This window comes from Luteibacter sp. 22Crub2.1, assembly GCF_900167995.1.
Classification (GTDB): Bacteria; Pseudomonadota; Gammaproteobacteria; order Xanthomonadales; family Rhodanobacteraceae; genus Luteibacter; species Luteibacter mycovicinus.
The window spans coordinates 1-20,848 of record NZ_FUYT01000008.1; the positions used below are offsets into that span (position 1 = coordinate 1).

Annotated in this window: 26 protein-coding genes; 8 read left to right on the top strand and 18 right to left on the bottom strand. The window is 65.2% G+C overall.

Annotated elements, in window-relative coordinates; all coding sequences use genetic code 11:
* The 15 genes from B5X73_RS09705 to B5X73_RS09775 form a co-directional block, all read right to left on the bottom strand.
* On the bottom strand, window positions 1-280 hold a 280-nt coding region (locus B5X73_RS09705), incomplete at its 3' end, for a transposase (protein WP_079521523.1).
* Window positions 281-469: 189 nt separating this feature from the next.
* Complete coding sequence (gene rbsB, locus B5X73_RS09710; RefSeq protein ID WP_079521524.1) at window positions 470-1,405, bottom strand: ribose ABC transporter substrate-binding protein RbsB; 936 nt, start codon at window positions 1,403-1,405, stop codon at window positions 470-472.
* Between the two features lie 20 nt (window positions 1,406-1,425).
* Window positions 1,426-2,370, bottom strand: a complete 945-nt coding sequence (locus B5X73_RS09715) for an ABC transporter permease subunit (protein ID WP_036108990.1) — start codon at window positions 2,368-2,370, stop codon at window positions 1,426-1,428.
* Between the two features lies 1 nt (window position 2,371).
* Window positions 2,372-3,859 carry a sugar ABC transporter ATP-binding protein gene (locus tag B5X73_RS09720; protein WP_079521525.1) on the bottom strand — a complete coding sequence of 496 codons (1,488 nt, stop codon included), beginning with the start codon at window positions 3,857-3,859 and terminating at the stop codon, window positions 2,372-2,374.
* Window positions 3,859-4,257 (bottom strand): D-ribose pyranase, encoded by a 399-nt coding sequence (gene rbsD / locus B5X73_RS09725; protein ID WP_036108987.1) that lies wholly within the window; start codon window positions 4,255-4,257, stop codon window positions 3,859-3,861. Before rbsD ends, B5X73_RS09720 begins: the two co-directional genes overlap by 1 nt.
* Window positions 4,257-5,150 carry a ribokinase gene (gene rbsK / locus B5X73_RS09730; RefSeq protein ID WP_079521526.1) on the bottom strand — a complete coding sequence of 298 codons (894 nt, stop codon included), beginning with the start codon at window positions 5,148-5,150 and terminating at the stop codon, window positions 4,257-4,259. Before rbsK ends, rbsD begins: the two co-directional genes overlap by 1 nt.
* A gap of 122 nt (window positions 5,151-5,272) precedes the next feature.
* Window positions 5,273-5,626 carry a gamma-butyrobetaine hydroxylase family protein gene (locus tag B5X73_RS09735; protein WP_079521660.1) on the bottom strand — a complete coding sequence of 118 codons (354 nt, stop codon included), beginning with the start codon at window positions 5,624-5,626 and terminating at the stop codon, window positions 5,273-5,275.
* A 10-nt stretch (window positions 5,627-5,636) separates the two neighbouring features.
* Window positions 5,637-6,254: a hypothetical protein gene (locus B5X73_RS09740; RefSeq protein ID WP_036108984.1), complete on the bottom strand. Its 618-nt coding sequence runs from the start codon at window positions 6,252-6,254 to the stop codon at window positions 5,637-5,639.
* A gap of 39 nt (window positions 6,255-6,293) precedes the next feature.
* Entirely contained in the window at window positions 6,294-7,634 is a 1,341-nt protein-coding gene (gene hslU / locus B5X73_RS09745; protein WP_079521527.1) for an ATP-dependent protease ATPase subunit HslU, read from the bottom strand.
* A 5-nt stretch (window positions 7,635-7,639) separates the two neighbouring features.
* Window positions 7,640-8,173, bottom strand: coding sequence for an ATP-dependent protease subunit HslV (hslV, locus tag B5X73_RS09750; protein WP_036108979.1), 534 nt, complete (start codon window positions 8,171-8,173; stop codon window positions 7,640-7,642).
* An 86-nt stretch (window positions 8,174-8,259) separates the two neighbouring features.
* Entirely contained in the window at window positions 8,260-9,171 is a 912-nt protein-coding gene (locus tag B5X73_RS09755; protein ID WP_079521528.1) for a tyrosine recombinase XerC, read from the bottom strand.
* On the bottom strand, window positions 9,168-9,854 hold the full coding sequence (locus tag B5X73_RS09760; RefSeq protein ID WP_036108969.1) for a DUF484 family protein: 687 nt from the start codon (window positions 9,852-9,854) through the stop codon (window positions 9,168-9,170). The genes B5X73_RS09755 and B5X73_RS09760 overlap by 4 nt, the downstream gene beginning before the upstream one ends.
* A 94-nt stretch (window positions 9,855-9,948) precedes the next feature.
* Window positions 9,949-10,776, bottom strand: coding sequence for a diaminopimelate epimerase (dapF, locus tag B5X73_RS09765; protein ID WP_036108966.1), 828 nt, complete (start codon window positions 10,774-10,776; stop codon window positions 9,949-9,951).
* A gap of 6 nt (window positions 10,777-10,782) precedes the next feature.
* The gene (locus tag B5X73_RS09770; RefSeq protein WP_043696893.1) at window positions 10,783-11,004 is read right to left on the bottom strand and encodes an LPS translocon maturation chaperone LptM; all 222 of its coding nucleotides are present in this window, start codon (window positions 11,002-11,004) and stop codon (window positions 10,783-10,785) included.
* Between the two features lie 44 nt (window positions 11,005-11,048).
* Window positions 11,049-11,519 carry a GNAT family N-acetyltransferase gene (locus tag B5X73_RS09775; protein ID WP_090353456.1) on the bottom strand — a complete coding sequence of 157 codons (471 nt, stop codon included), beginning with the start codon at window positions 11,517-11,519 and terminating at the stop codon, window positions 11,049-11,051.
* Window positions 11,520-11,737: 218 nt separating this feature from the next.
* Here B5X73_RS09775 and B5X73_RS09780 point away from each other — a divergent pair, with 218 nt between their 5' ends.
* Window positions 11,738-13,222: a RimK family protein gene (locus B5X73_RS09780; RefSeq protein WP_079521529.1), complete on the top strand. Its 1,485-nt coding sequence runs from the start codon at window positions 11,738-11,740 to the stop codon at window positions 13,220-13,222.
* Window positions 13,223-13,228: 6 nt separating this feature from the next.
* On the opposite strand, the gene B5X73_RS09785 is transcribed toward B5X73_RS09780, so the two are convergent.
* Window positions 13,229-13,447 carry a hypothetical protein gene (locus tag B5X73_RS09785; RefSeq protein ID WP_036108958.1) on the bottom strand — a complete coding sequence of 73 codons (219 nt, stop codon included), beginning with the start codon at window positions 13,445-13,447 and terminating at the stop codon, window positions 13,229-13,231.
* A gap of 108 nt (window positions 13,448-13,555) precedes the next feature.
* On the opposite strand from B5X73_RS09785, the gene B5X73_RS09790 reads away from it, so the two are divergent.
* Genes B5X73_RS09790 through B5X73_RS09800 form a run of 3 tightly spaced genes read left to right on the top strand, consistent with a single transcriptional unit; the run spans window position 13,556 to window position 15,254 of the window.
* Complete coding sequence (locus B5X73_RS09790) at window positions 13,556-14,104, top strand: lipocalin family protein (protein ID WP_079521530.1); 549 nt, start codon at window positions 13,556-13,558, stop codon at window positions 14,102-14,104.
* A 56-nt stretch (window positions 14,105-14,160) separates the two neighbouring features.
* Window positions 14,161-14,991, top strand: coding sequence for a shikimate dehydrogenase (gene aroE / locus B5X73_RS09795; RefSeq protein ID WP_079521531.1), 831 nt, complete (start codon window positions 14,161-14,163; stop codon window positions 14,989-14,991).
* 8 nt (window positions 14,992-14,999) lie between these two features.
* Window positions 15,000-15,254, top strand: coding sequence for a YkgJ family cysteine cluster protein (locus tag B5X73_RS09800; protein ID WP_079521532.1), 255 nt, complete (start codon window positions 15,000-15,002; stop codon window positions 15,252-15,254).
* 18 nt (window positions 15,255-15,272) lie between these two features.
* Here B5X73_RS09800 and B5X73_RS09805 read toward each other — a convergent pair whose 3' ends face one another.
* Both B5X73_RS09805 and B5X73_RS09810 read right to left on the bottom strand, forming a co-directional pair.
* Window positions 15,273-15,938 (bottom strand): lysozyme inhibitor LprI family protein, encoded by a 666-nt coding sequence (locus B5X73_RS09805; RefSeq protein WP_303048756.1) that lies wholly within the window; start codon window positions 15,936-15,938, stop codon window positions 15,273-15,275.
* A 115-nt stretch (window positions 15,939-16,053) separates the two neighbouring features.
* Window positions 16,054-16,668, bottom strand: a complete 615-nt coding sequence (locus tag B5X73_RS09810; RefSeq protein WP_079521533.1) for a LysE family translocator — start codon at window positions 16,666-16,668, stop codon at window positions 16,054-16,056.
* A 252-nt stretch (window positions 16,669-16,920) separates the two neighbouring features.
* Here B5X73_RS09810 and B5X73_RS09815 point away from each other — a divergent pair, with 252 nt between their 5' ends.
* The 4 genes from B5X73_RS09815 (at window position 16,921) to B5X73_RS09830 (ending at window position 20,841) form a co-directional block, all read left to right on the top strand.
* A complete protein-coding gene (locus tag B5X73_RS09815) occupies window positions 16,921-19,227 on the top strand; it encodes a TonB-dependent receptor family protein (RefSeq protein ID WP_079521534.1) in 2,307 nt (768 codons plus the stop codon).
* Between the two features lie 119 nt (window positions 19,228-19,346).
* On the top strand, window positions 19,347-19,880 hold the full coding sequence (locus B5X73_RS09820; protein WP_036108945.1) for a hypothetical protein: 534 nt from the start codon (window positions 19,347-19,349) through the stop codon (window positions 19,878-19,880).
* 88 nt (window positions 19,881-19,968) lie between these two features.
* Window positions 19,969-20,265 (top strand): hypothetical protein, encoded by a 297-nt coding sequence (locus B5X73_RS09825; RefSeq protein ID WP_079521535.1) that lies wholly within the window; start codon window positions 19,969-19,971, stop codon window positions 20,263-20,265.
* Window positions 20,266-20,307: 42 nt separating this feature from the next.
* A complete protein-coding gene (locus tag B5X73_RS09830) occupies window positions 20,308-20,841 on the top strand; it encodes a gamma carbonic anhydrase family protein (protein WP_079521536.1) in 534 nt (177 codons plus the stop codon).
* Window positions 20,842-20,848: the final 7 nt, after the last annotated feature.

Below are 20,848 nucleotides of genomic sequence, written 5' to 3' on the forward strand. Positions count from 1 at the left end.
AGGGCAACTGTTTTTTTAGGACGTCACGCTCCTGTGCCAACACCGCACGAGCGTCTTCAGAGGCTTTCAGCTGTCCCTGAAGCTGCGCGATGAGGCGTCGCTGCTCCACCGGATCGTCCGGTATCGCCGCTTGCCGTTCGCGCCATTCCTCCACCCATCGCCTCAGGGCCGTCGGCCCCAGACCCATCATCTGAGCGGCTTGAGGCGGGGTATATCCCACCTCGACCACCAGTCGTATTGCCTCGGCTTTGACCGCTGCCGGAATTTTTCTATGAGCCATGATTCACCTCGCAGGAGATTTTGCTCCTACTTGGTGGTCCTGAAAAACCCGGCCACTACAGCCCCGCGCGCGAAAAGCCTACAGCGCGATGAAGCCATGCCGCCGCCTCACCGCCCTGTAGGCTTTCGCGCGCAGGGCGCGCTCCTACCGAAGGAAAAAAGAACGGGCCATCGGCCCGTTCTTTCTGGCTTATTCTTTTGTCAGAAGCTTCAGCGGCACCGCGATCGACTTGTCGACCGTCTGCTTGTCGATCAGCTTCTTCGCCGTTTCGACGCCGAGCTTGCCGATCTCTTCCGGCTGCTGCGCGACCGTAGCGGCCATGCTGCCGTTCTGCACGGCGGTCTTGCCGTCCGGCGTGCCGTCGAAGCCGACGACCAGCACCTTCTTGTTCTTGCCGGCCAGAGCCTGCACCGCGCCGAGGGCCATTTCGTCGTTCTGGGCGAAGATCGCCTGGACGTCGCTGTTGCCCTGCAGGAGGTTCTCGCTGACCGAGAGACCCTGCGCACGATCGAAGTTGGCCGGCTGCTGCGCGACGACCTTCATGCCCGTGGTGGCGATCTCGTCGTCGAAGCCCTTGCCGCGCTCACGTGCGGCCGAGGTACCGGCCACGCCCTGCAGCTCGATGATGTTGCCCTTGCCGCCAAGCGCCTTGGCCAGGTAATCGGCCGCCATCTTGCCGCCGGCGATGTTGTCGGACGCGATGTGCGACGCGACTTCGGCGCCGTCGACGCCACGGTCCAGCGTGATCACCGGAATGTTCGCGCGCTGTGTGGACTGCACGGCACCGGCCAGAGCCGAGGAATCGGTCGGGTTGAGCAGGATGACCGAGACGCGCTTCTGGATCAGGTCTTCCACCGACGAGATCTGGCGGGCCGGATCGTCCTGCGCGTCGACGACGACCAGCTGCACGCCGGCGTCCTTGGCGGCCTTTTCGGCACCGTCCTTGAGTTCGACAAAGAACGGATTGTTCTGTGTCGACAGCGCCAGACCGACCACCGGGGTGCCGGAGGGTGCGGCGCCGCCGGCCGTGGAAGCCGCCGCCGGAGCGGATTCGCCCGGACCCTGCTGGGAGCAGGCCGCGAGCAGCGTGGCCGCTGCCGCGGCGAAGAATGTGAGCTTACGCATGGTGTGTTCCCTCGTTGGTATTACTGCCGCCTGTCGAGCAGGACGGCGATCAGGATGACGATGCCCTTCACCACCTGCTGGTAGAAAGAGCTTACGCCGAGCAGATTGAGACCGTTGTTCAGGAAGCCGATCAGCAGCGCGCCGACCAGCGTGCCGAACAACCAGCCGCGGCCACCGGCCAGGCTGGTGCCACCGAGAACCACGGCGGCAATGGCGTCCAGTTCATAACCCGCACCGGCCGTGGCTTGCGCGGAATACAGGCGCGAGGTGAGCACCACGCCCGCGAACGCGGAGAGAAGACCGGACAGGCCGTAGATCGCCAGCTTCATCGGCGAGATGCGCACACCCGACAGGCGCGCCGCTTCTTCGTTACCGCCGATGGCCACGACGTGACGACCGAACACCGTGCCGCGCAACAAGAACGCGCAGACCACGAAGGCGACGAACATCCAGATCACCGGCAGCGGGATCAGGTTGGCGACGTAACCGCCGCCGAGCAGTGCGAAGCCCTGGTTGGTGACGGGGATCGGACTGCCCTGCGTATACGAGAGCGTAAGGCCGCGCAGGAGGGTCATCGTGCCGAGCGTGGCGATGAAGGGTGCGACCTTGCCCCACGACACCAGCACACCGTTGATGATGCCCAGCACCAGCCCGAGCCCGAGGCCCGCGCCGACCGCCAGCACCATGCCGTGCCCCGAGGCCATCAGGCCCGCGGTGACGGCGCCGGTAAGCGCGAGGATGGCCCCTACCGACAGATCGATGCCGCCGGCGAGGATCACGAAGGTCATGCCGAAGGCGATCAACGCGTTGATCGAGACCTGACGCAGCACCGTGAGCAGATTGCCGGTGGAAAGGAAGTCGGGGCTCATGATCGAGAGCACGACGAAGAGCAGGAGCAAGCCGATCACCGAGCCCAGACGCTGCATCAGCGTCATCGCACGGCTCCAGTTGAGTTGAAGCGTCATTTCACTTGCCTCCGGTCGCGGCGGTCATTACGGCTTCCTGAGTGGCGCCGTGGGCTTCGAGCAAGGCGGTCGCCTTTCCTTCGTGCATGACGAGGATGCGATCGCTCATGGCGAGCACCTCCGGCAGTTCCGACGAGATCATGAGGATGGCTACGCCCTGTTCCGCGAGTTGATTGATGATGTGATAGATCTCGGCCTTGCCGCCGACGTCGACGCCGCGCGTGGGTTCATCGAGGATGAGCACCCGCGGTTTCAACGCCAGCCACTTGGCCAGCACGACCTTCTGCTGGTTGCCGCCGGAGAGCGCACGGACATCCAGCTCCATGTCGCGCGTACGGATCTTCAGCGCGTCGATCAGACCGCGCGTCTGTTTCTTCTCACCCGGGCGATCGACCAGCCCCGCGTGCGCGGGAACGCGCGGCAGGCTGACGTTTTCGCGCAGGCTCATGTCGAGGACGAGGCCCTGGGCCTTGCGGTCTTCGGTGACGAAACCGAAGCCGGCATGGATCGCCTCGGTCGGTGTCTTCGGGGTCACCGTGACGCCGTCGAGCGACACGGTGCCCGACCCGGTCTTGTCCAGACCGAACAGCAGGCGCGCGAGCTCGGTGCGTCCCGCACCGAGCAGGCCGGCGACGCCGAGCACTTCGCCCGCGTGCAGGTCGAAGCTCACGTCCTTCACCATACCGCCCGAGAGGTGCTCGACCTTCAGACGTACCTCGCCGATCTTCGGCGTGCGCGCGGGGAAGCGTGCGTCGAGCGTACGCCCGACCATCATCTTCACGACCTCGTCGAAGGCCAGGCCCGGCACGTCGCGCGTGCCGACGAACTGACCGTCACGCAGGATCGAGATGCGATCGCACAGCGCGAAGATCTCTTCCATGCGATGGGAGACGTAGACGATGCCGGTGCCCTGCTCGCGCAGTTCGCGGATCAGCTTGAACAGCGTATTCGTCTCGCTTTCGGTAAGCGCGGCCGTCGGCTCGTCCATGATCAGCACGCGTGCGTTCTGGCCCAGCGCGCGGGCGATCTCGACCATCTGCTGCTGGCCGACCGACAATCGCTCGATGCGCGTGTCCGGATCCAGTCGGGTCATGCCGACGCGCGCCAGCCATTCCATCGCGCGCTTCGTCATCGCCTTGCGATCGAGCAGGCCGAAACGCGAAAGCTCGCGTCCGAGGAAAAGATTGTCCGCGATGCTGAGCGCGGGAATCAGGTTCAGTTCCTGGTGGATGATCGCGATGCCGTACTTCTCGGCCTCGGCGGGCGAGGTGATCGACACCGCCTGCCCGTCCACGTCGATGCCGCCCTGGTCGGGCGCGTAGATCCCCGTGAGGATCTTCATCAGCGTGGACTTGCCGGCGCCGTTCTCGCCCATCAGCGCATGGACTTCGCCGCGGACGAGTTCGAAGTCGACGCCTTCGAGCACCTTGACCGGACCGAAGGCCTTGTGGATGTCGTGCATCCTGACCAGTGGCGGGGATGCACTCATCAGAAGGTCACGCCCGCATGCAGGATCACGTTGGCGTACGGCGCCGTTTCCCCCGTGCGCACGACGGCGACCGCGCGCGCGGTCAGGCGCTTGAAGTCCTCGTGGCTCACTTCCGAGCGCGTCACGCCCTGATTCGCCAGGCGCCCGACCAGCGCGACGAGTGCGGGATTCTTCTCGTGGATCTCGCTGGCGACCGTCACGGCCTCCACCGCCAGCTCGGCATAGATCGCATCGAACACCTGTGCGAACGACGGCGTCCCCGGCAGCACGGCCAGGTCGATGCACGGCACGCCGTGCGGCACCGGCAGGCCGACATCACCGATCACCAGCGTGTCGGTATGGCCCATCGCGGCGATGATGCGGTTGAGTTCGGCATGGAGCAGCCCGCTGCGTCTCATCAGTGTGTCTCCAGGAATGCCGTGACCTCGTCGAGGCGCGGCATGCCGCCCTGGGCGCCCAGGCGCGAGACGGCGATCGCGGCGGTGGCGCAGGCTTTGCGCACGGCCACGTCGAGACCCTCGGCGAGGAACACCGCGAGCGCGGCATTGAAGGTGTCACCGGCGCCGGTGCTGTCCACCGCGTCGACACTGAAACCGCCCTGATGGCGCGGCTCGTCGTCCTTGTCACGGAACCACGCGCCGTCTTCGCCACGGGTCAGCACGACCGGGCAGGGAGCGAGACGCATCAGTTCACGGAAATCGGTATCGCCCGGCTGGCCGAGCACCATCGCGAGTTCGTGCTGGTTCGGCGTAAGAAAGCGCACGCGCGACAGCCACTCGACCGGCAGCTTCTGCGCGGGAGCGGGATTGAGAATGATCGCAACGCCTTCCTCGTGCGCGATGCGCAGCGTGGCTTCGACGGCGTCCAGCGGAATCTCCAGTTGTACCAGAACGGCGTCGGCGCCGCGGATGAGCTCGCGGGCGGCTTCGACATGCGCAGGGGTGACGCGGCCATTGGCGGCGGGCACGACGACGATCTGGTTCTCGCCACCGGCGACCGTGATCGACGCGGTACCGCTGCCGATACCGTCGATGCGGGTGACATGGCTGACATCGATGCCCTCGGCGACGAGACCGTCGTAGAGCTGCTCACCGAACGCGTCGTCGCCCACGCAGCCGACCATGCTTACCGATGCGCCGAGGCGTGCGGCGGCCACCGCCTGATTGGCGCCCTTGCCACCGGGGATGGTGAGGAAGCGTTCGCCGGTCAGCGTTTCGCCCGGCGCGGGAAAGCGCGGCGCAAGCGTGACCAGATCCATGTTGATGCTGCCGACGACAACGATTCGCGTCATGCCTCAAGTGCTCCGGATGGTGACTGCGGAACGTCCGTTGTTTCGCCAGGGGATGGGATGGCGCGCAAATATACGCCTTTACGCGCGCGTGTGGCTTTCACGCACGTGCTTTCCATCCTGCGCTACCGGGAGAGGCTTCTGGAGTCGAGTTCGGCGAGGTATGCAGGCCACGACGTGTCGTAGGCGCGGCCGAGGTCGTACAGCGTGTCCCAGCCGAAAATACCGCTGGCATGGCCGTCGTCGAAGCGAATCAGGACGCCATAGTGACCAGTGGGCTCAAGGGCGCTGATGCCGACGTGACGCTTGCCGTGCACGAGCACTTTCTGTCCGGGACCGTGGCCCTGGACTTCGGCGCTGGGGGAATTGACGCGAAGGTACTCGCAGGGAAGTTCGAACCGCTCGCCGTTGTCGAAAGTGACTTCGAGAAAGCGCGAGGCGGCGTGGAGAACGATATCGACGGGGCGCGGGCGTTGCATGGGCTGGTCGCTAGTGAGCGCGACCAAACCCATCGCCCGTACCCTGCTCCAGCGGCGGCGGATCGCCCGCCACTGCCAGCAGGGACGTCGCGTAAGCGTCTTCCATGCTCACGGTCGACACTTCATCCCACGAGAAGAACGACGGCTCACGCAGCCATTCCGCGTCGGGAGTGATCTCCTGCATGTTGAAGCCTTCGTCGTCGGCGCTGACCAGCCGGCCGATGTAGCAGACCTCGGACTCGTCTTCGCTGTCCACGTGCACGCCGATCACCGGCGCGTGCGCCGAAGCGGCCTTGACCACCTGCGCGATGTCGTCGAGCGGGAAATCCGCCGGCGGCGTGGGCTTGATGCCCTTCAGCGCGAGCGCCTTTTCGAGGAAGCCGGCATGTTTGTCCGGCGCCTCGAATTCGGAGATGTCGCGGTGCCGCATGATGTACATGCCGTCGTAGCTGACACCGTCGCCGATGACCCACAACAGGAAGAACTCGCGGCCGACTCCGCCGACATAGCCGCAGAAGCTGCCGTGCTCGAGTTCGCCGCGCCACAGACGGATCAGCTGCTGCGAGTCCTGCGCTTCACGCAGACTCGCACGCTGACCGTTGGTTTTGAGTTGAATAACCTTGCCCATATAGGTCAATAGTTTACCAGAGGGGGCCGCCCTCGATGTTTAGAGGATGTAACGGCTCAGATCCTCGTCCTTGACCAGCGACGAGAGGTTTTTATCGACATATTCGGCGTCGATCAGATATTTTTCGCCGGACTTGTCGGCCGCTTCGAAAGAAATTCTCTCGAGCAGGCGCTCCATCACCGTATGCAGGCGGCGGGCGCCGATGTTCTCCGTGCGCTCGTTGACCTGAAACGCCACGTCGGCGAGGCGATCGACACCGGTCTCCGTGAACTCCAGCGTGACGCCTTCGGTTTGCAGCAGCGCAACATACTGCTTGGTCAGCGCGTTGTTCGGCTCGCGCAGGATCCGCTTGAAATCGTCCACCGACAGGGCGCTCAACTCGACGCGGATCGGCAGGCGACCCTGCAGTTCCGGGATCAGATCCGACGGCTTGGCCAGCGAGAACGCGCCCGAGGCGATGAACAGGATGTGGTCGGTCTTGATCGCGCCGTACTTGGTCGAGACGGTCGAGCCTTCCACCAGCGGGAGCAGGTCGCGCTGTACGCCTTCGCGGCTCACGCCCGCGCCGCCCCACTCGGAGCGCTGGGCCACCTTGTCGATCTCGTCGATGAAAACGATGCCGTTCTGCTCGGCGATATCCACGGCGCGGCTGCGCAGTTCTTCGTCGTTGAGCAGCTTGCCGGCTTCTTCCTCGACCAGCAGCGGACGCGCGGCACGGATGGTGAGCTTGCGCTTCTGCGATTTCGCGCCGCCCAGATTCTGGAACATCTTGCCGAGCTGCTGGCTCATCTCTTCCATGCCCGGCGGGGTCATGATCTCGACGCCGACGTTCATGGCGAAATCCAGCTCGATCTCGCGGTCGTCCAGCGCGCCCTCGCGCAGCTGCTTGCGCAGCTTCTGCCGGGTGTCGCTGTCGATGGCCGTCACGTTGGAGCCGGTGTCGTCCCAGCCGGAGGCCGCCTGTCGGCGCGGCAGCAGCGCGTCGAGCAGACGATCCTCGGCGGCGTCCTCGGCCTGGCTGCGCACACGGCTCTTCGCCTGGTCGCGCACCAGCTTGTACGAGACATCGGCCAGATCGCGGATGATCGACTCCACGTCCTTACCGACGTAACCCACTTCGGTGAATTTGGTCGCTTCGACCTTCACGAACGGCGCGTTGGCCAGCGTGGCCAGGCGACGGGCGATTTCGGTCTTGCCCACGCCGGTCGGGCCGATCATCAGGATGTTCTTCGGGGTCACCTCTTCGCGCATGCCCGGTTCCAGCTGCATGCGGCGCCAGCGGTTGCGCAGGGCGATGGCGACGGCGCGCTTGGCGTCGTTCTGGCCGATGATGAACCGGTCCAGCTCGTTGACGATCTCGCGGGGAGTGAGTTCGGACATGGGCCTCAGAGCTCTTCGATCGATGTGTTGTGGTTCGTATAAATGCAGATGTCGCCAGCGATCTTGAGCGCTTTTTCGACGATCGTGCGTGCATCCAGCTCAGTGTTTTCCATCAGGGCCAGCGCGGCGGACTGCGCATAAGGGCCGCCGGAGCCAATGGCGATCAGCCCATGCTCGGGCTCGAGGACGTCGCCGTTACCGGAGATCAGCAGCGACGCCTCCTTGTCGGCCACGGCCAGCATGGCTTCGAGCCGGCCGAGGCGACGGTCGGTGCGCCATTCCTTGGCCATCTCGACGGCGGAGCGGGTGAGATTGCCGCCGTGCTTGACCAGCTTCTCCTCGAACAGCTCGAACAGGGTGAAGGCGTCAGCCGTGGCGCCGGCGAACCCGGCCAGGACGTCGCCCTTGCCGAGGCGGCGCACCTTGCGGGCGTTGGCCTTCATCACGGTGTTGCCGAGGGTGACCTGTCCGTCACTGCCGATGACGACCTTGCCGTCGCGGCGGACGCAGACGATGGTCGTGGCGTGCATCGGTTCCATAGTGCGTTCCTTGGGGGAGTCGGCAAGAGGTGGGGCCGCAGGGGGCCCGACCCAAGGCGTGAAGAGCTCGCGCGCATGGCGCGCTCCTACCCTTTGCGTTTCGCCCGTGGATGCGCCGCGTCGTAGACCCTGGCCAGATGCTGGAAATCGAGGTGGGTATAGATCTGTGTGGTGGCGATGTCCGCATGGCCGAGCAGCTCCTGCACCGAGCGCAGGTCGCCGGAGGACTCGAGCATGTGGCTGGCGAAGCTGTGCCGGAGCATGTGCGGGTGCACCCGTTTGGCCTGCCCGCTGGAGAGCCTGGCCAGGCGGAGCTGGACCGCCCTCGCCCCGATCGCGGCACCGCCCCGGCCCTTGAAGACGGGATCCTCCGGGCCCGCCTCACCCAGCGCGGCGAGCGCCTTCAGCGCGGCGACGGCAAAGCGGCCCACCGGCAGGATGCGCGTCTTGTTGCCCTTGCCGAGCACGCGCACCTGCCCGTCTTCGAGATCCAGGTCGCCCCAGCGCAGGCCGCAGAGTTCCGACAGGCGCAGGCCGCTCGAATAGAACAGCTCCATCATCGCGGTGTCGCGCGGGGCCAGCGAGCCGCCGAGGTTGGTTTCGACCAGCTCCTTGGCCTCGTCGGCGTCCAGCACGACGGGAAGCTTGCGCCTGACCTTCGGCCCGCGGACGCCCAGCGCCGGGTCGTGGGCCAGCTGCCCTTCCCGGGTGAGGTAACGAAACAGCGTGCGGAACGCGGAAAGAAGCCGCTGCAGGCTGTTGGGCTCCAGGCCCTTGGCCTGCTTGTTACCTTTCTCGGGCAAGGGCCGGTGCAGCCGTGCGATCAGTGTGCGAAGCCGGTCGGGCGTGAGGGCATCGAACGACGACAGCCCCTCGGCATCCATATAAGCGATCAGCTTGTCGAGGTCGCGCCGGTACGCGACAAGCGTATGCGCCGATGGCACACGCTCGGCTTCGAAATGCCGAAGGAAGGCTTCGACGGCCTCGCGCGGGGTCACGCCGCCTTCCGGGCCCGTTCGATGGCCGAGCCGACCGTGGTCGAAATCATGTTGAGGAACAAGGTGCCCATGCCCGGATGGAAGCGGTCCGCGTCGGCGCTGCCGATGGCCAGGAGCGCGTCCGGGCCCACGCGCATCAACGCGGCGGAGCGCACGTCGGGTGCCGCGTCGCCGAACAGGCGGTGCAGCTTGTCCGGCGCAAGGCGGCCCGCCACCGGGTCGCCATGTTCCAGAAACGAAGCGAATTCCGGCAGGCCCGCCGTACCGCGCGGTTCGCGCAGCAGCCACGGCTCGTCCGGCAGGCCCGCAAGGTCGCCGAAGAAGACGAGGCGAATGCGTTCCGACTGAAAGTCCTCGGTCAACCGGCTGACCACGTTGCGCACGGTTTCCTCGACGTCGCGTGAGCTGAGCAGTGCCAGCATCAGGCCGTGCACGCGACGCATCAGCGCCTCGTTGTCACCGGCGATACCGGTGAGGTCCTTGAGGCGGCGCTCCAGTTCGGCGTTCTTCTCGCGCAGGCCGCGCAGCTGGCGTACGGCCAGCGAGGTGGCCGGCCCGTTGCTGCTCGGCAGCGTCAGCGCGTCGGCGAGATCGGGGTAGTCGGCAAGGAAGTCCGGATGCCGCCGCAGGTAGGACGCGACGGTGGCTGGTTTGATGTCGCCGTCGATCGCGGAGTCGGTCATGGTGTACTTCCTCGGTTGTTGCTGGGTAGAGCATCGCGCGCGGGGCGCGCTACTACAGGTGCCGGTCGCAGTGTGCCGGTTTAGGGCGTTGGCGTCACACTTCGCCTTCAAAGACAAAGGCGGCGGGGCCGGTCATCCAGAGTGTATGGCCGGGGCCCTGCCACTCGATGGTCAGGGAGCCGCCCGGCAGGTCGATACCGACGACGGTGCCGGCGAGGCCCAGCGCGTGGGCCACCGCGGCGGCCGCGCAGGCACCCGTGCCACAGGCCTGCGTCCAGCCGCTGCCCCGTTCATGCACGCGCAGGCGGATGCGGTCGGGCCCGAGGCGCTGAGCGAAGCCGACGTTGGCACCCTGGGGGAACACCGGATGGGCGGTGAGCAAGGGCCCCAGACGATCGACGCGCGGATCCGAGACATCGTCGACGAAGACCACCGCATGCGGGTTGCCCATGGAAACCGCGCCGAAGCTGACGTCTTCTCCATCAAGCTCGACGGTGTAGGTCGCATGGGCGGGGCGGTCGAGCGGGATCGACGACGGCACGAAGTCAGGCTCGCCCATGTCCACCACGACGCGACCTTCGTCCAGCACACGGACCGTGACCGGGCCGGAGGGGCTCTCCAATCGGACGTCGGTGTCGCGCCCGATCACACCATCGCGGAACAGCCAGGCGGCAACACAACGGACACCGTTACCGCACTGCCCCGAAGGCGTGCCGTCGGCGTTCCAGATGCCGTAGTAGAAAGCGCAGGACGGATCGCGCGGCGGCTCGATGCTGATCAGCTGATCGAAACCGATGCCGGTGTGGCGATCGGCAAGCGCGGCGATACGCGCCGCATTCGGCACGCGGCCGGCATCTTCACGCCAGTCGACGATCACGAAATCGTTGCCGATCCCATGCATCTTGGTGAAGCGCGACGTCATGGCGACTTACTGGTGAATGACGGAGTTGAACGGTGACGACGTCGTCGAGATCGAAGCCGGCGACTCAGCCGTCGTGGTGGCGTGCGCGGGCTGCACGCCCGCCTGCGGCTTGGCCGTGCCGGCCGGGGCGGGCGGCGGCGGAAAATACAGATTGCCCTTCTGGCCGCAACCGGACAGGCCGGCGACGGAGGCAGCGACGAGGGCAAGCGGGAGGATAAGTCGGCGCATGGGCGATTCCCCGAAAACGGCGGCCAGTATAGCCCCGGCTCCGGTCAAAGCGCCTTTTCGAAGCGAAGCGCGTCCGCGCCATCGGCGTAATACGCCGCGTACTCGCCGATCCGCTGGTAACCGAGACGCTCGTAGAGGCGGATGGCGACCGCGTTGTCCTTGCGGACTTCGAGGCGCAGTGCCCGGCAACCACGCGACCGTGCCGCATCCTCGCAGGTCTCGACCAGCGCGGAACCCACACCCTTGCCCTGTGCCTGGGGCGTGGTCGCCAGCGAATAGAGGCGGGCGATAGTGGTGGCCTTGCGGAAGAACACCACGGCGGTACCGAGGAACCGGCGATGGTTGGCGCTGGCGACGAGCACCAGGGCGGTCTCCGAATCCAGGTGCTTGCGGTACTGGGCGCGACTCAGACGATCCTGCGCGAAACTCGATTCTTCGAGCGCGACCAGATCGTCGAGATCGCTGACTTCGGCGCGTCGAACGCGCACCGCGGCGGTAACCGGGGGTGGACGCATGCGCTTGGGGACTCCGGCGCTGGAAGGAGGGGGAAACGGCAAGCGCGGCACTGTAGACCTCGGGGTCCGGCGGATCAATGACTTTTTCATGAATTCGTTCAGGCGAACGTCGGCGGACGCCTTGTGCGTCGCGACATCGCGGCACACACTGCGGCACCGACGAAGCGAACGACTCCCGGTGGAGTCGGTACGAGGCATTCGTCGTCTGTCGAGGTCTCATGAGCCGGCTCGTCATCGTCGTGGAGAAAGCCTCGGACTGGGGCTCGTATTACCCGTCCGCGAATGTCGTCAGTGCCATGGACTATCTGCGCGAGCCGGTCGGCGGCGACGACGAACGTACCCACGTCATCAACCTCTGTCGCAGCTACAAGTATCTGGGCACGGGCTATTACGTGTCGCTGCTGGCCGAAGCGCGCGGTCACAAGGTCATTCCCTCGGTGCGCACGGTGAACGATCTTCGCCGTCGTTCGCTGTACGGCCTGGACATCGACGATCTCAACCAGAAGCTGTCCAATTTCCTGCCTGCCGGTGGCCGTGACACGACCGACTTCGGCGTGCTCGTCTATTTCGGCGAGACGGCCTATCCGGATCTGCAGGATCTTGCGAGGCAGCTGTTCGAGACGTTCCCCTGCCCGCTGATGCGTATCGAATTCGAGCGCGACCGGGTGTGGCAGGTAGCGGCGATCAAGCCGGTCGGCCTGCACACGCTGGACGATGCGCAGGAAGACGCTTTCGCGCAGGCGCTGGACAAGTTCTCGAAGAAACTCTGGCGCAAGCCGCGTGCGCGTCGTCGTTTCCGCTACGACATCGCGATGCTGGTCGATCCGAACGAAACGATGCCGCCGTCGAACAAGAAGGCGCTGAAGCACTTCATCGAAGCGGGTAAACACCTCGGGATCGAGGTGGACCCGATCGGCAAGAACGATTACCAGCGTCTGGCCGAATACGACGGCCTTTTCATTCGTGAAACCACGGCGAGCGACAACCATACCTATCGTTTCGCGCATCGTGCGGAGAAGGAAGGCATGGTGGTGATGGACGATCCGACGTCGATCCTGCGCTGCACGAACAAGATCTTCCTCAACGACCTCATGGTGGCGCGCAAGCTGGCGACGCCAGCGACCGAGATCATCTACCGCGACGATGCCAGGCGTCTGCACGAGCTACCCGATCGCCTCGGCCTGCCGATCGTGCTGAAGATTCCCGATGGGTCGTTTTCGCGTGGTGTCGTCAAGGTCGAGACACGCGAGGCCCTGGAAAAAGCCGCGGGCGAACTGTTCTCGCACAGTGCGCTGCTGATCGCGCAGGAATACCTGTACACCGAGTACGACTGGCGTATCGGCGTACTCAACCACGAGCCGCTTTATGCGTGCCAGTACTACATGTCGCGCGGCCACTGGCAGATCTACAACCACGGCGCCAAGGGCACGGCCAAGTCGGGCGGGTTTCGGACCGTGCCCGTGCGTGACGCGCCCCCGGAAGTGGTGAAGCTGGCGCTCAAGGCGACGCAGACCATTGGCGACGGTCTCTACGGGGTCGACCTGAAGCAGGTCGGCGACAAGCCGGTGGTGATCGAGGTCAACGACAACCCGTCGATCGATGCGGGTGTCGAGGATGCCTACCTGGGCGAGGACCTGTACCTGCGGATCATGCAGGAATTCCTGCGCCGGCTGGAGCTGAAGCGGCTGGGCATCCCGACCTGAGGCGGATCACCGCCGAAACAGGGCCACCAGCAGCGACACCGGCAACCCCGGCTTCATCGCCACCAGCACGCTGGCCGGCGCCAGCAGCAACCAGAACACCGGCGTCCAACCCAGTGTCTCGCTATGCCCCGACAACGGGGTGACCAGCAGCACCAGGGTGCCAAGGGCCAGCCAGGCCATGGCGATCAGTGCACGGATACGGCGGGGCGAGAGCGTGTCGTTCATGGCGGCATTCCGGAAGACGAGGTGTCGAGGTGGAGGCTAGGCGCCCCGCGTCTCAAAATCCGCGACCCGTTGACCCGCCGTTGATCCCGACCGGCGGAAGCTAGCCCCATGAAACGAATCCCGATGACGTTACTCGTGGTGGCCGGCATGGCGACTGCCTCCTGCGCGGCCGACGCGCCCCTCAAGGCCGTCGATCACGTCGACCTGCCCCGTTACATGGGCACCTGGTACGTCATCGGCAACATTCCCAACTTCGCCGAGCGCGGCAAGGTCGCCACCGCCGACGAGTACCGGCTGAAGCCGGACGGGACCATCGACAACCTCTACCACTACCGGAAGGGCTTCGATAAGCCCGAGAAGATCTGGCACGGCAAGGCATGGCTGCCCGATCCGAAGGACACCGCCCGCTGGAAGGTCCAGCTGCTCTGGCCGTTCCGCTCCGACTACACGATCCTGGCCCTCGACCCCGATTACCGGGTGACCATGGTCGGCCTGCCTTCGCGGAAGCTGCTGTGGATCATGTCGAAGGACCGGACCCTGGACGACGCGGCGTATCAGCGTCTGCTCGAGCAAGCGCGGGCGCAGGGTTTCCCGGTGGAGCAGATGCGTAAGGTTCCGCAACGTCCCGAAGACGCGGGCAAGCCCGGATTCCAGTAGCCGTTGCTAGAATCCGCGCACGGATCGTGAGTCCGGATCGAGAGCCAGGAGCCTCCATGAGCGCTGAAGCGCACCGTTACGCCGTCTTCGGTCACCCGATCGCGCATTCGCTGTCCCCGCAGATCCATGCCGCCTTCGCCGGGCAGCTGGGCATCCAGCTCAGCTACGAGGCCATCGATGCCGCGCCCGCCGAATTCGAAGAAGCCGTCCGCCGGTTCTTCGCTGAAGGTGGCCTGGGCGCCAACGTGACGCTTCCCCACAAGGAAGCCGCTTTCGCGCTGGCCACCGAGCGCACCGACGCCGCCGCCCGCGCGGGCGCGGTCAACACCCTCACCGCGCTGGTCGGCGGCAAGATTCAGGCACACAACACCGATGGCAGCGGATTCGTCCGCGACGTCACCGAGCGCCACTCACTCGATCTGCGCGGCCATGACGCCCTGCTACTGGGTGCCGGCGGCGCGGCCAAAGCCGTGGCCTGGGCCCTGATGGACGCCGGCGTGCAGACGCTGACCATCGTCAACCGCACGCCCGAGCGCGCCGACGCCATCGCCGACGCCATCGGCGAGCCTGCCCGCTGCCATACCCGTTACTGGGACGGCCTCGACGGCGAGTGCTTCGATCTGGTCGTCAACGCCACCTCCATCGGCGTCACCGGTGGCACCTTCGACCTGCCGATGTCGATCCTGCAGGACCACAGCACCTGCTATGACCTGTGCTACGGCGCCGCCGCGGCGAGCTTCAAGGGCTGGGCGACGGCCGCCGGCGCGCGCTACTTCCGTGATGGTCTGGGCATGCTGATCGAGCAGGCCGCCGACGCGTTCGAGCGTTGGCATGGCCAGCGGCCGGATACGGACCTGGTGTATCAGCTCCTTCGCCAGCGGTTCTGATCGTGGTGATGGCCTGCCGCACCGGCTGCGGGGCCTGCTGCATCGCTCCGTCCATCAGCTCACCCATCCCCGGCATGCCGAACGGCAAGCCGGCGGGGGTGCGCTGTATCCAGCTGACCGATGACAATCGCTGTGCGATCTTTGGGAAACCGGAGCGTCCGAAGGTGTGCGGCGGGCTTCGACCCGATCCCAGCATGTGCGGCCCCGACAGGAATTACGCCGTCGCATGGCTCGACAGGCTGGAACAAGCGACGAGCCCATGACGACGGCCGGTAGCGGTCCTATCCGCCGTAACACTGCGTATCCGTGAATTTCCGAAGCTCCTCGTCCGACCCCGCTCCTACAGCCTCCATGGCGAAACGCCCATTCATATCGTCGTTGCAAATCATCACCCGTCTCCTTTCGGACCTGCTCTGCCATACACAGAAGGCACCAAACGTATGGTTCGAGTCCTTCAAACCGACAGGCAGGTCCACCAGACGGTCGCATCCAACGATGACTCCCGCACTTCGCCGCTTCTTGAGCGACTGATTGAACGAGTCGATCCTGGCCGCGGAATCGCGGTATGTGACTACGCTACGACACGACCCGCCCTCAGGTATGTCGCAAGCGGCGTGGTTGAAGATGACGCGACTATTGCTGGACAGCAGTTCGATTCGCCGCGTATAGGCGGCTTGGAGGCAATCGCTCGTCTCGCACACATCGCGGACGTAACGGATCCAATGCCGCTGTTCGACCAGCAGCCGTGGCTTGCTGGCTTCTTCAGCAGCATTGAGCGCGCTTTTGTAGGCATCCGACATGCGTGCGTCGATGGCCGATAGCCCCGGGTCGGAACACACGAGTCGCTCAGCTTGAGATGAGGCCTTGCTACAGTCGAAGCTGGCAGCGAATGCGGGCGCTCCGGAAAACAGGAGCAGCGAAGCTACGGTCCATCGTACAAAAGACACTCGGCATCCTCTGATGACAGGGTTTCCGCGTGAGTGTTACATACGTCCGCATGAAACATCAGGGCGCGTCCGCCGTCTTCACTCGAGCCCAGGCTGGCCGTGTAGACGGATGTTTTCAGCGAACCAGTTGGCGAATCCCCAGCGCGACGATGACCGATCCACAGATCCGGTCGATCCACGCCTTGCCGCGGCGGTAGCGGGCGGCCACGCTAGGGGTGGCGAACACCACTGCGACGAAGCCGTACCAGAGCGAGGCGACCACCGCGACAGTGGCGATCATGCCGATGAAAGTCGGCAACGACACATGCTTCGGTGCCGCCGATGCGAACACGGCCGCATAGAACGCCATCGATTTCGGATTCGCGATATTGGTCGCGAAGCCGGCGCGGAAGGATTGCAGATAGCTGCCCCTCTCCTGCTGCATGACCGCGGTGCCCGCGCTGCCCGCCTTGACCAGCAGGCGTCCACCGAACCAGATGAGGTAAGCGGCACCCGTGACCTTCACCGCCAGGGCGATCCACGGGAAGGTGGCGAACACGATGCCGATGCCGAGAATCGCGCAGCTGGCCCAGAACAGGTTGACCACCACCACGCCGCCGACCATGGCCAGTGCCTCGCGATGACTGGTGGAGGCCGCCTTGTGCGCCACCGCGACGAAGTTCGGTCCCGGGATGACCACGCCCACCGCGTAGACGGAGAAGACAGTGGCGATGGCGGCCCAGTCGATCATGGGGCAGGAACTCCGCGCTGGGGAAGGCGATACCAGAAGGTAGCGGGTTCAGGTCTCCATGTCATCGCCCAGGATGGATGGCACCTTGAAAGGGCACGGACGGCTAAACGTCCGCGCGAAGATCGAAAGATCCTGCGTCGGTCGACACGGTCACATATTCGTCGACCGTCAACCAGCCGTCATCTGCGAGTAAACGACGTTACATGCGCAGCCATGAGGCTCATCGGTTTATTCCTCCAGGGACCTTACCCGATGACGTTCGCACGTGCTTCGCTTCGTCGTACCGCACTTGCCACAGCGCTTGCACTTTCGCTGCACGCCGGCTTCGTCCACGCTTCCGATGACGACAAGGGCAGCCCCGCCGCCGACACGTCGGCAGCCACGAACAAGGATCCCAAGCAGCTCGAAGCCGTCTCGGTCATCGCACCGGGCGAAACGCGCCAGGTTCAGAGCATCGGCATCGACGAGATCGTGCGTCAGCAGACGCCGGGCACCAGCGCGTTGAAAGCACTGGATAAACTGCCGGGCGTGCAGTTCCAGTCCGCCGATCCCTGGGGCGCCTACGAGTGGTCCACGCAGATCACGCTGCACGGCTTCGACCAGTCGCGCCTTGGCTTCACCCTCGACGGCATTCCGCTGGGCACCATGGGTTATGGCGTGACCGACGGTCTGCAGGTCACCCGCGCGATCACCTCGGAGAACCTGGCGACGGTGGAACTGGCGCAGGGTGCCGGTGCGCTGGGCACCGCCTCCAACACCAACCTCGGTGGCACCGTGCAGTTCTATTCGGCCGACCCGGATATGAAGGCGGGCGTGCGCTTCAATCAGGTCATGGGTTCCGACTCCACCAGGCGCACCTTCGTGCGTGCGGACAGCGGTGACTACCACGGCTTCTCAATGTACGTGTCGTTCGACCACGCCGATACCGACAAGTGGAAGGGCTATGGCGACCAGAAGTCGAACCAGGCCAATCTCAAGGCGTTGTACCAGTGGGGTGACGGCAACCGCGTGAGCCTGTTCGTCGACAGCAGCAAACGTAAGGAATACGACTACATGGATCTGTCCCTGACCAGCCAGAAGGCGCTGGGCTGGAACTGGGACTATCTGCAGCCGGACTGGAACACGGCGGTCGGTATCGCCAATGCGCTGAACGGCAACGGCGCGTATCCCGCCTCGCTCAATGCGCTGCCGGCCGACTACGACAAGGGCGACGCCACGTATTACGCCGGTGGCGGTATCCGTCGTGACACCCTCGCCGGGCTGTCCGGTTCGTTCAACCTGGGCGGCGGCGTCACACTCGATACGACGGGTTACTATCACGCGGATCGCGGCGAAGGTCAGTGGGCCACGCCGTACCAGGCGTCCTCGCCCACCGTGCCCATCTCGATGCGCACCACCGACTATGGCCTCGATCGCTACGGCCTGACCTCGGCACTGAAGTTGTCGCTGGGCAACAACGACATCGAAGTCGGCGTGTGGGGTGAAAACGCCAACACCAACCAGGAACGCAACTTCTTCACCCTCAGCGGCCAGTACACCTCGCTCTACACCGTGTACAACGACCAGTCGCCGTTCCTGCGCGCGTTCCTGCAGCATTACGAGACCAGGACCCGCATGGGTTATGCGGAGGACACGATCCATCTTCTCGACGACGCCCTGACGATCAACGTCGGCGCGAAGTCGCTGCGCGTGACCACCGACGCCACCTCGCTCGTGCCGACCACCGCGTTCGCGCAAGGGCAGATGAAGGCGAGCAAGGGCTTCCTGCCGCAGGCTGGTGTCGACTACAAGCTCGACGCCAATCAGGACATCTATGGTTCGTACGCGAAGAACATCGCCGCGTTCGGCATCACGCCCTTCAGCACGTCGCAGGCGTCGTTCGATGCGGCGAAGAGCCAGCTGAAGCCGGAAGAGTCGCAGACCTGGCAGGTCGGTTACCGCGCACACGGCGAAACTTTCGAGGCATCGCTTGGCCTTTTCTATACGCGTTTCGAAAACCGACTGCTCGTCACCACGCCGTGCCCGGCCGTGGTCACCTGCGCCTCCTCGCTCAACAACGTCGGTGACGTGAAGAGCAAGGGCGCCGACCTCGCCTTTCTGTGGAAGCCGGTCAGCGGCCTGAGCTGGCTCAACTCGCTCTCGTACAACAACTCGAAGTACCAGGACGACTACCAGAACGCCGGTACCGTCGCGACGGCGGACAAGTACGTCGTCGGCGTACCGAAGACGATGTTCTCCAGCTCGGTCAACTACGAGTTCTCCGGCTGGCGCGCCAACCTCGAAGCCAAGTACACGGGCCGGCGTTACATCACCTATACGAATGACTCGGCCGTGCCGTCGTACTGGGTGGCCAACGCCGGTATCGCGTACGACTTCGGTGCGGTCTCGGTGTTCAAGGCGCTGAGCATCGGTGCCAACGTCACCAACCTGTTCGACAAGCGCTACTTCGCCTCCACCGGTACCAACGGCTATGTCGCCTCCGACCCGGACGGCTACAACCAGACCTTGATGGCCGGCGCGCCGAGGCAGTACTTCGTGAACCTCAACGCGCAGTTCTGACCGGTTACTTAAGGCCCACCGTCGCGGAATTGAAACAATGGGGCGGGAACATGTCCCGCCCGCCGGGGCCGTCCGACAGGGGGCCGGCCTGGTCGCGGGCGGTTCCCCCGGATCTCCCCATGTCCAAGCCAAACATCGCCGCGGTTCCCCGCCGCGCGATCATCACCATGGTCATCGCGGCTGCGGCCCTCGCCGGTACAGCCGCGGTCATTTTGCACCAGCGTACGACCGCCACGGCCGAAGCCAGCCTGGCCGATCTCGCAGCGGCCGCTCCCGCGAACGCGGGCAGCGACCCGTCGGGCGTCGACATCCTGCTGGGGCTCGCTCGTGACGCCACGCGCGAAGGAAGGCTGATCGCCCCTCAGGGCAACAATGCCTACGAGTACTACCTCAGCGTGCTGCAACTGGAAGCGAACAACGCCACCGCGCAGGACGCGCTGCGTGAGACGCTGCCGTTTGCCTCCAGGGAAATCGAGCGGCAGATCAACCGTCGTGAACTGGAAGACGCACGTCGCGAGATCGCGTTGCTTCGCGACTACGATCCGACCAACTACACCCTGATCATTCTGGGCGCCAAGCTCGATGCCCAGCAGCAGGTGATCACGGCCGAGGATGAGGCCAGGGCCGAGCAGATCCGCCGCCGCAACGGTTGACCGATCGATGGAGGTGCGACGGGATTCATGAACCGTCGCACCCTCCGGCGGCATAATCCACGCTCCCCCAGGCAAGGAGCCTCGCCCCATGCATCGTCTCGCTGTTCTCTTTTTCACCGCCGTGCTCGGCGCCGCAGCCCTCGTGGCCTGCCAGACCGCTCCGGCCGCTCAGCCGAAACCTGTCGCCGGATTCGTCACCGACATGAAAGCCTTCGACGCGTTCATCGCCACGAAGCCGACGCCCGCGCAGTTCCACGCGGCCTATCCCGATGTCACGCTGGTCACTCCGGACATGATGAGCACCCGGGAAATGCGCCAGAACAACAGCCGTTACTTCCCCAAGCTGGACGCCGAAGGCCGGATCATCGGCGGCTCGTTCATGTAACCGGCCGGGCGGGCCGATGGCGCGAGGGTTTAGAATCGCGCCATGACCCACTCGATCCGGCCCTTCAAGGGCATCCTTCCCCGCCTTGGCGCCCGCGTATATGTCGACCCGGCCGCCACGGTTATCGGCGATGTCGAACTGGCCGACGATGTCTCGGTCTGGCCCGGCGCGGTGGCCCGCGGTGACGTGCACCACATCCGCATCGGTGCGCGCAGCAATCTGCAGGATGGCGCGATCATTCACGTCACGCACGACGGCCCATACAGCCCGGGCGGCTTCCCGACGATCATCGGTGAGGACGTCACCATCGGCCATGGGGCGGTCATCCACGCCTGCATCATCGAGGATGCCTGCCTGATCGGCATGCACGCGACCGTGCTCGACGGCGCGGTCGTGAAGAAATACGGCTTCGTCGGCGCGGGGACGGTCATCCCGCCGGGGAAGATCGTGGGCGAGCGCGAACTCTGGCTGGGCAATCCCGGCAAGCTGGTCCGCGTGCTGAGCGACAAGCAGGTCGAACAGCTCTATTACTCGGCCGCCAACTATGTGCGCCTGAAAGACGACTACCTGGCCTGACCGGCCC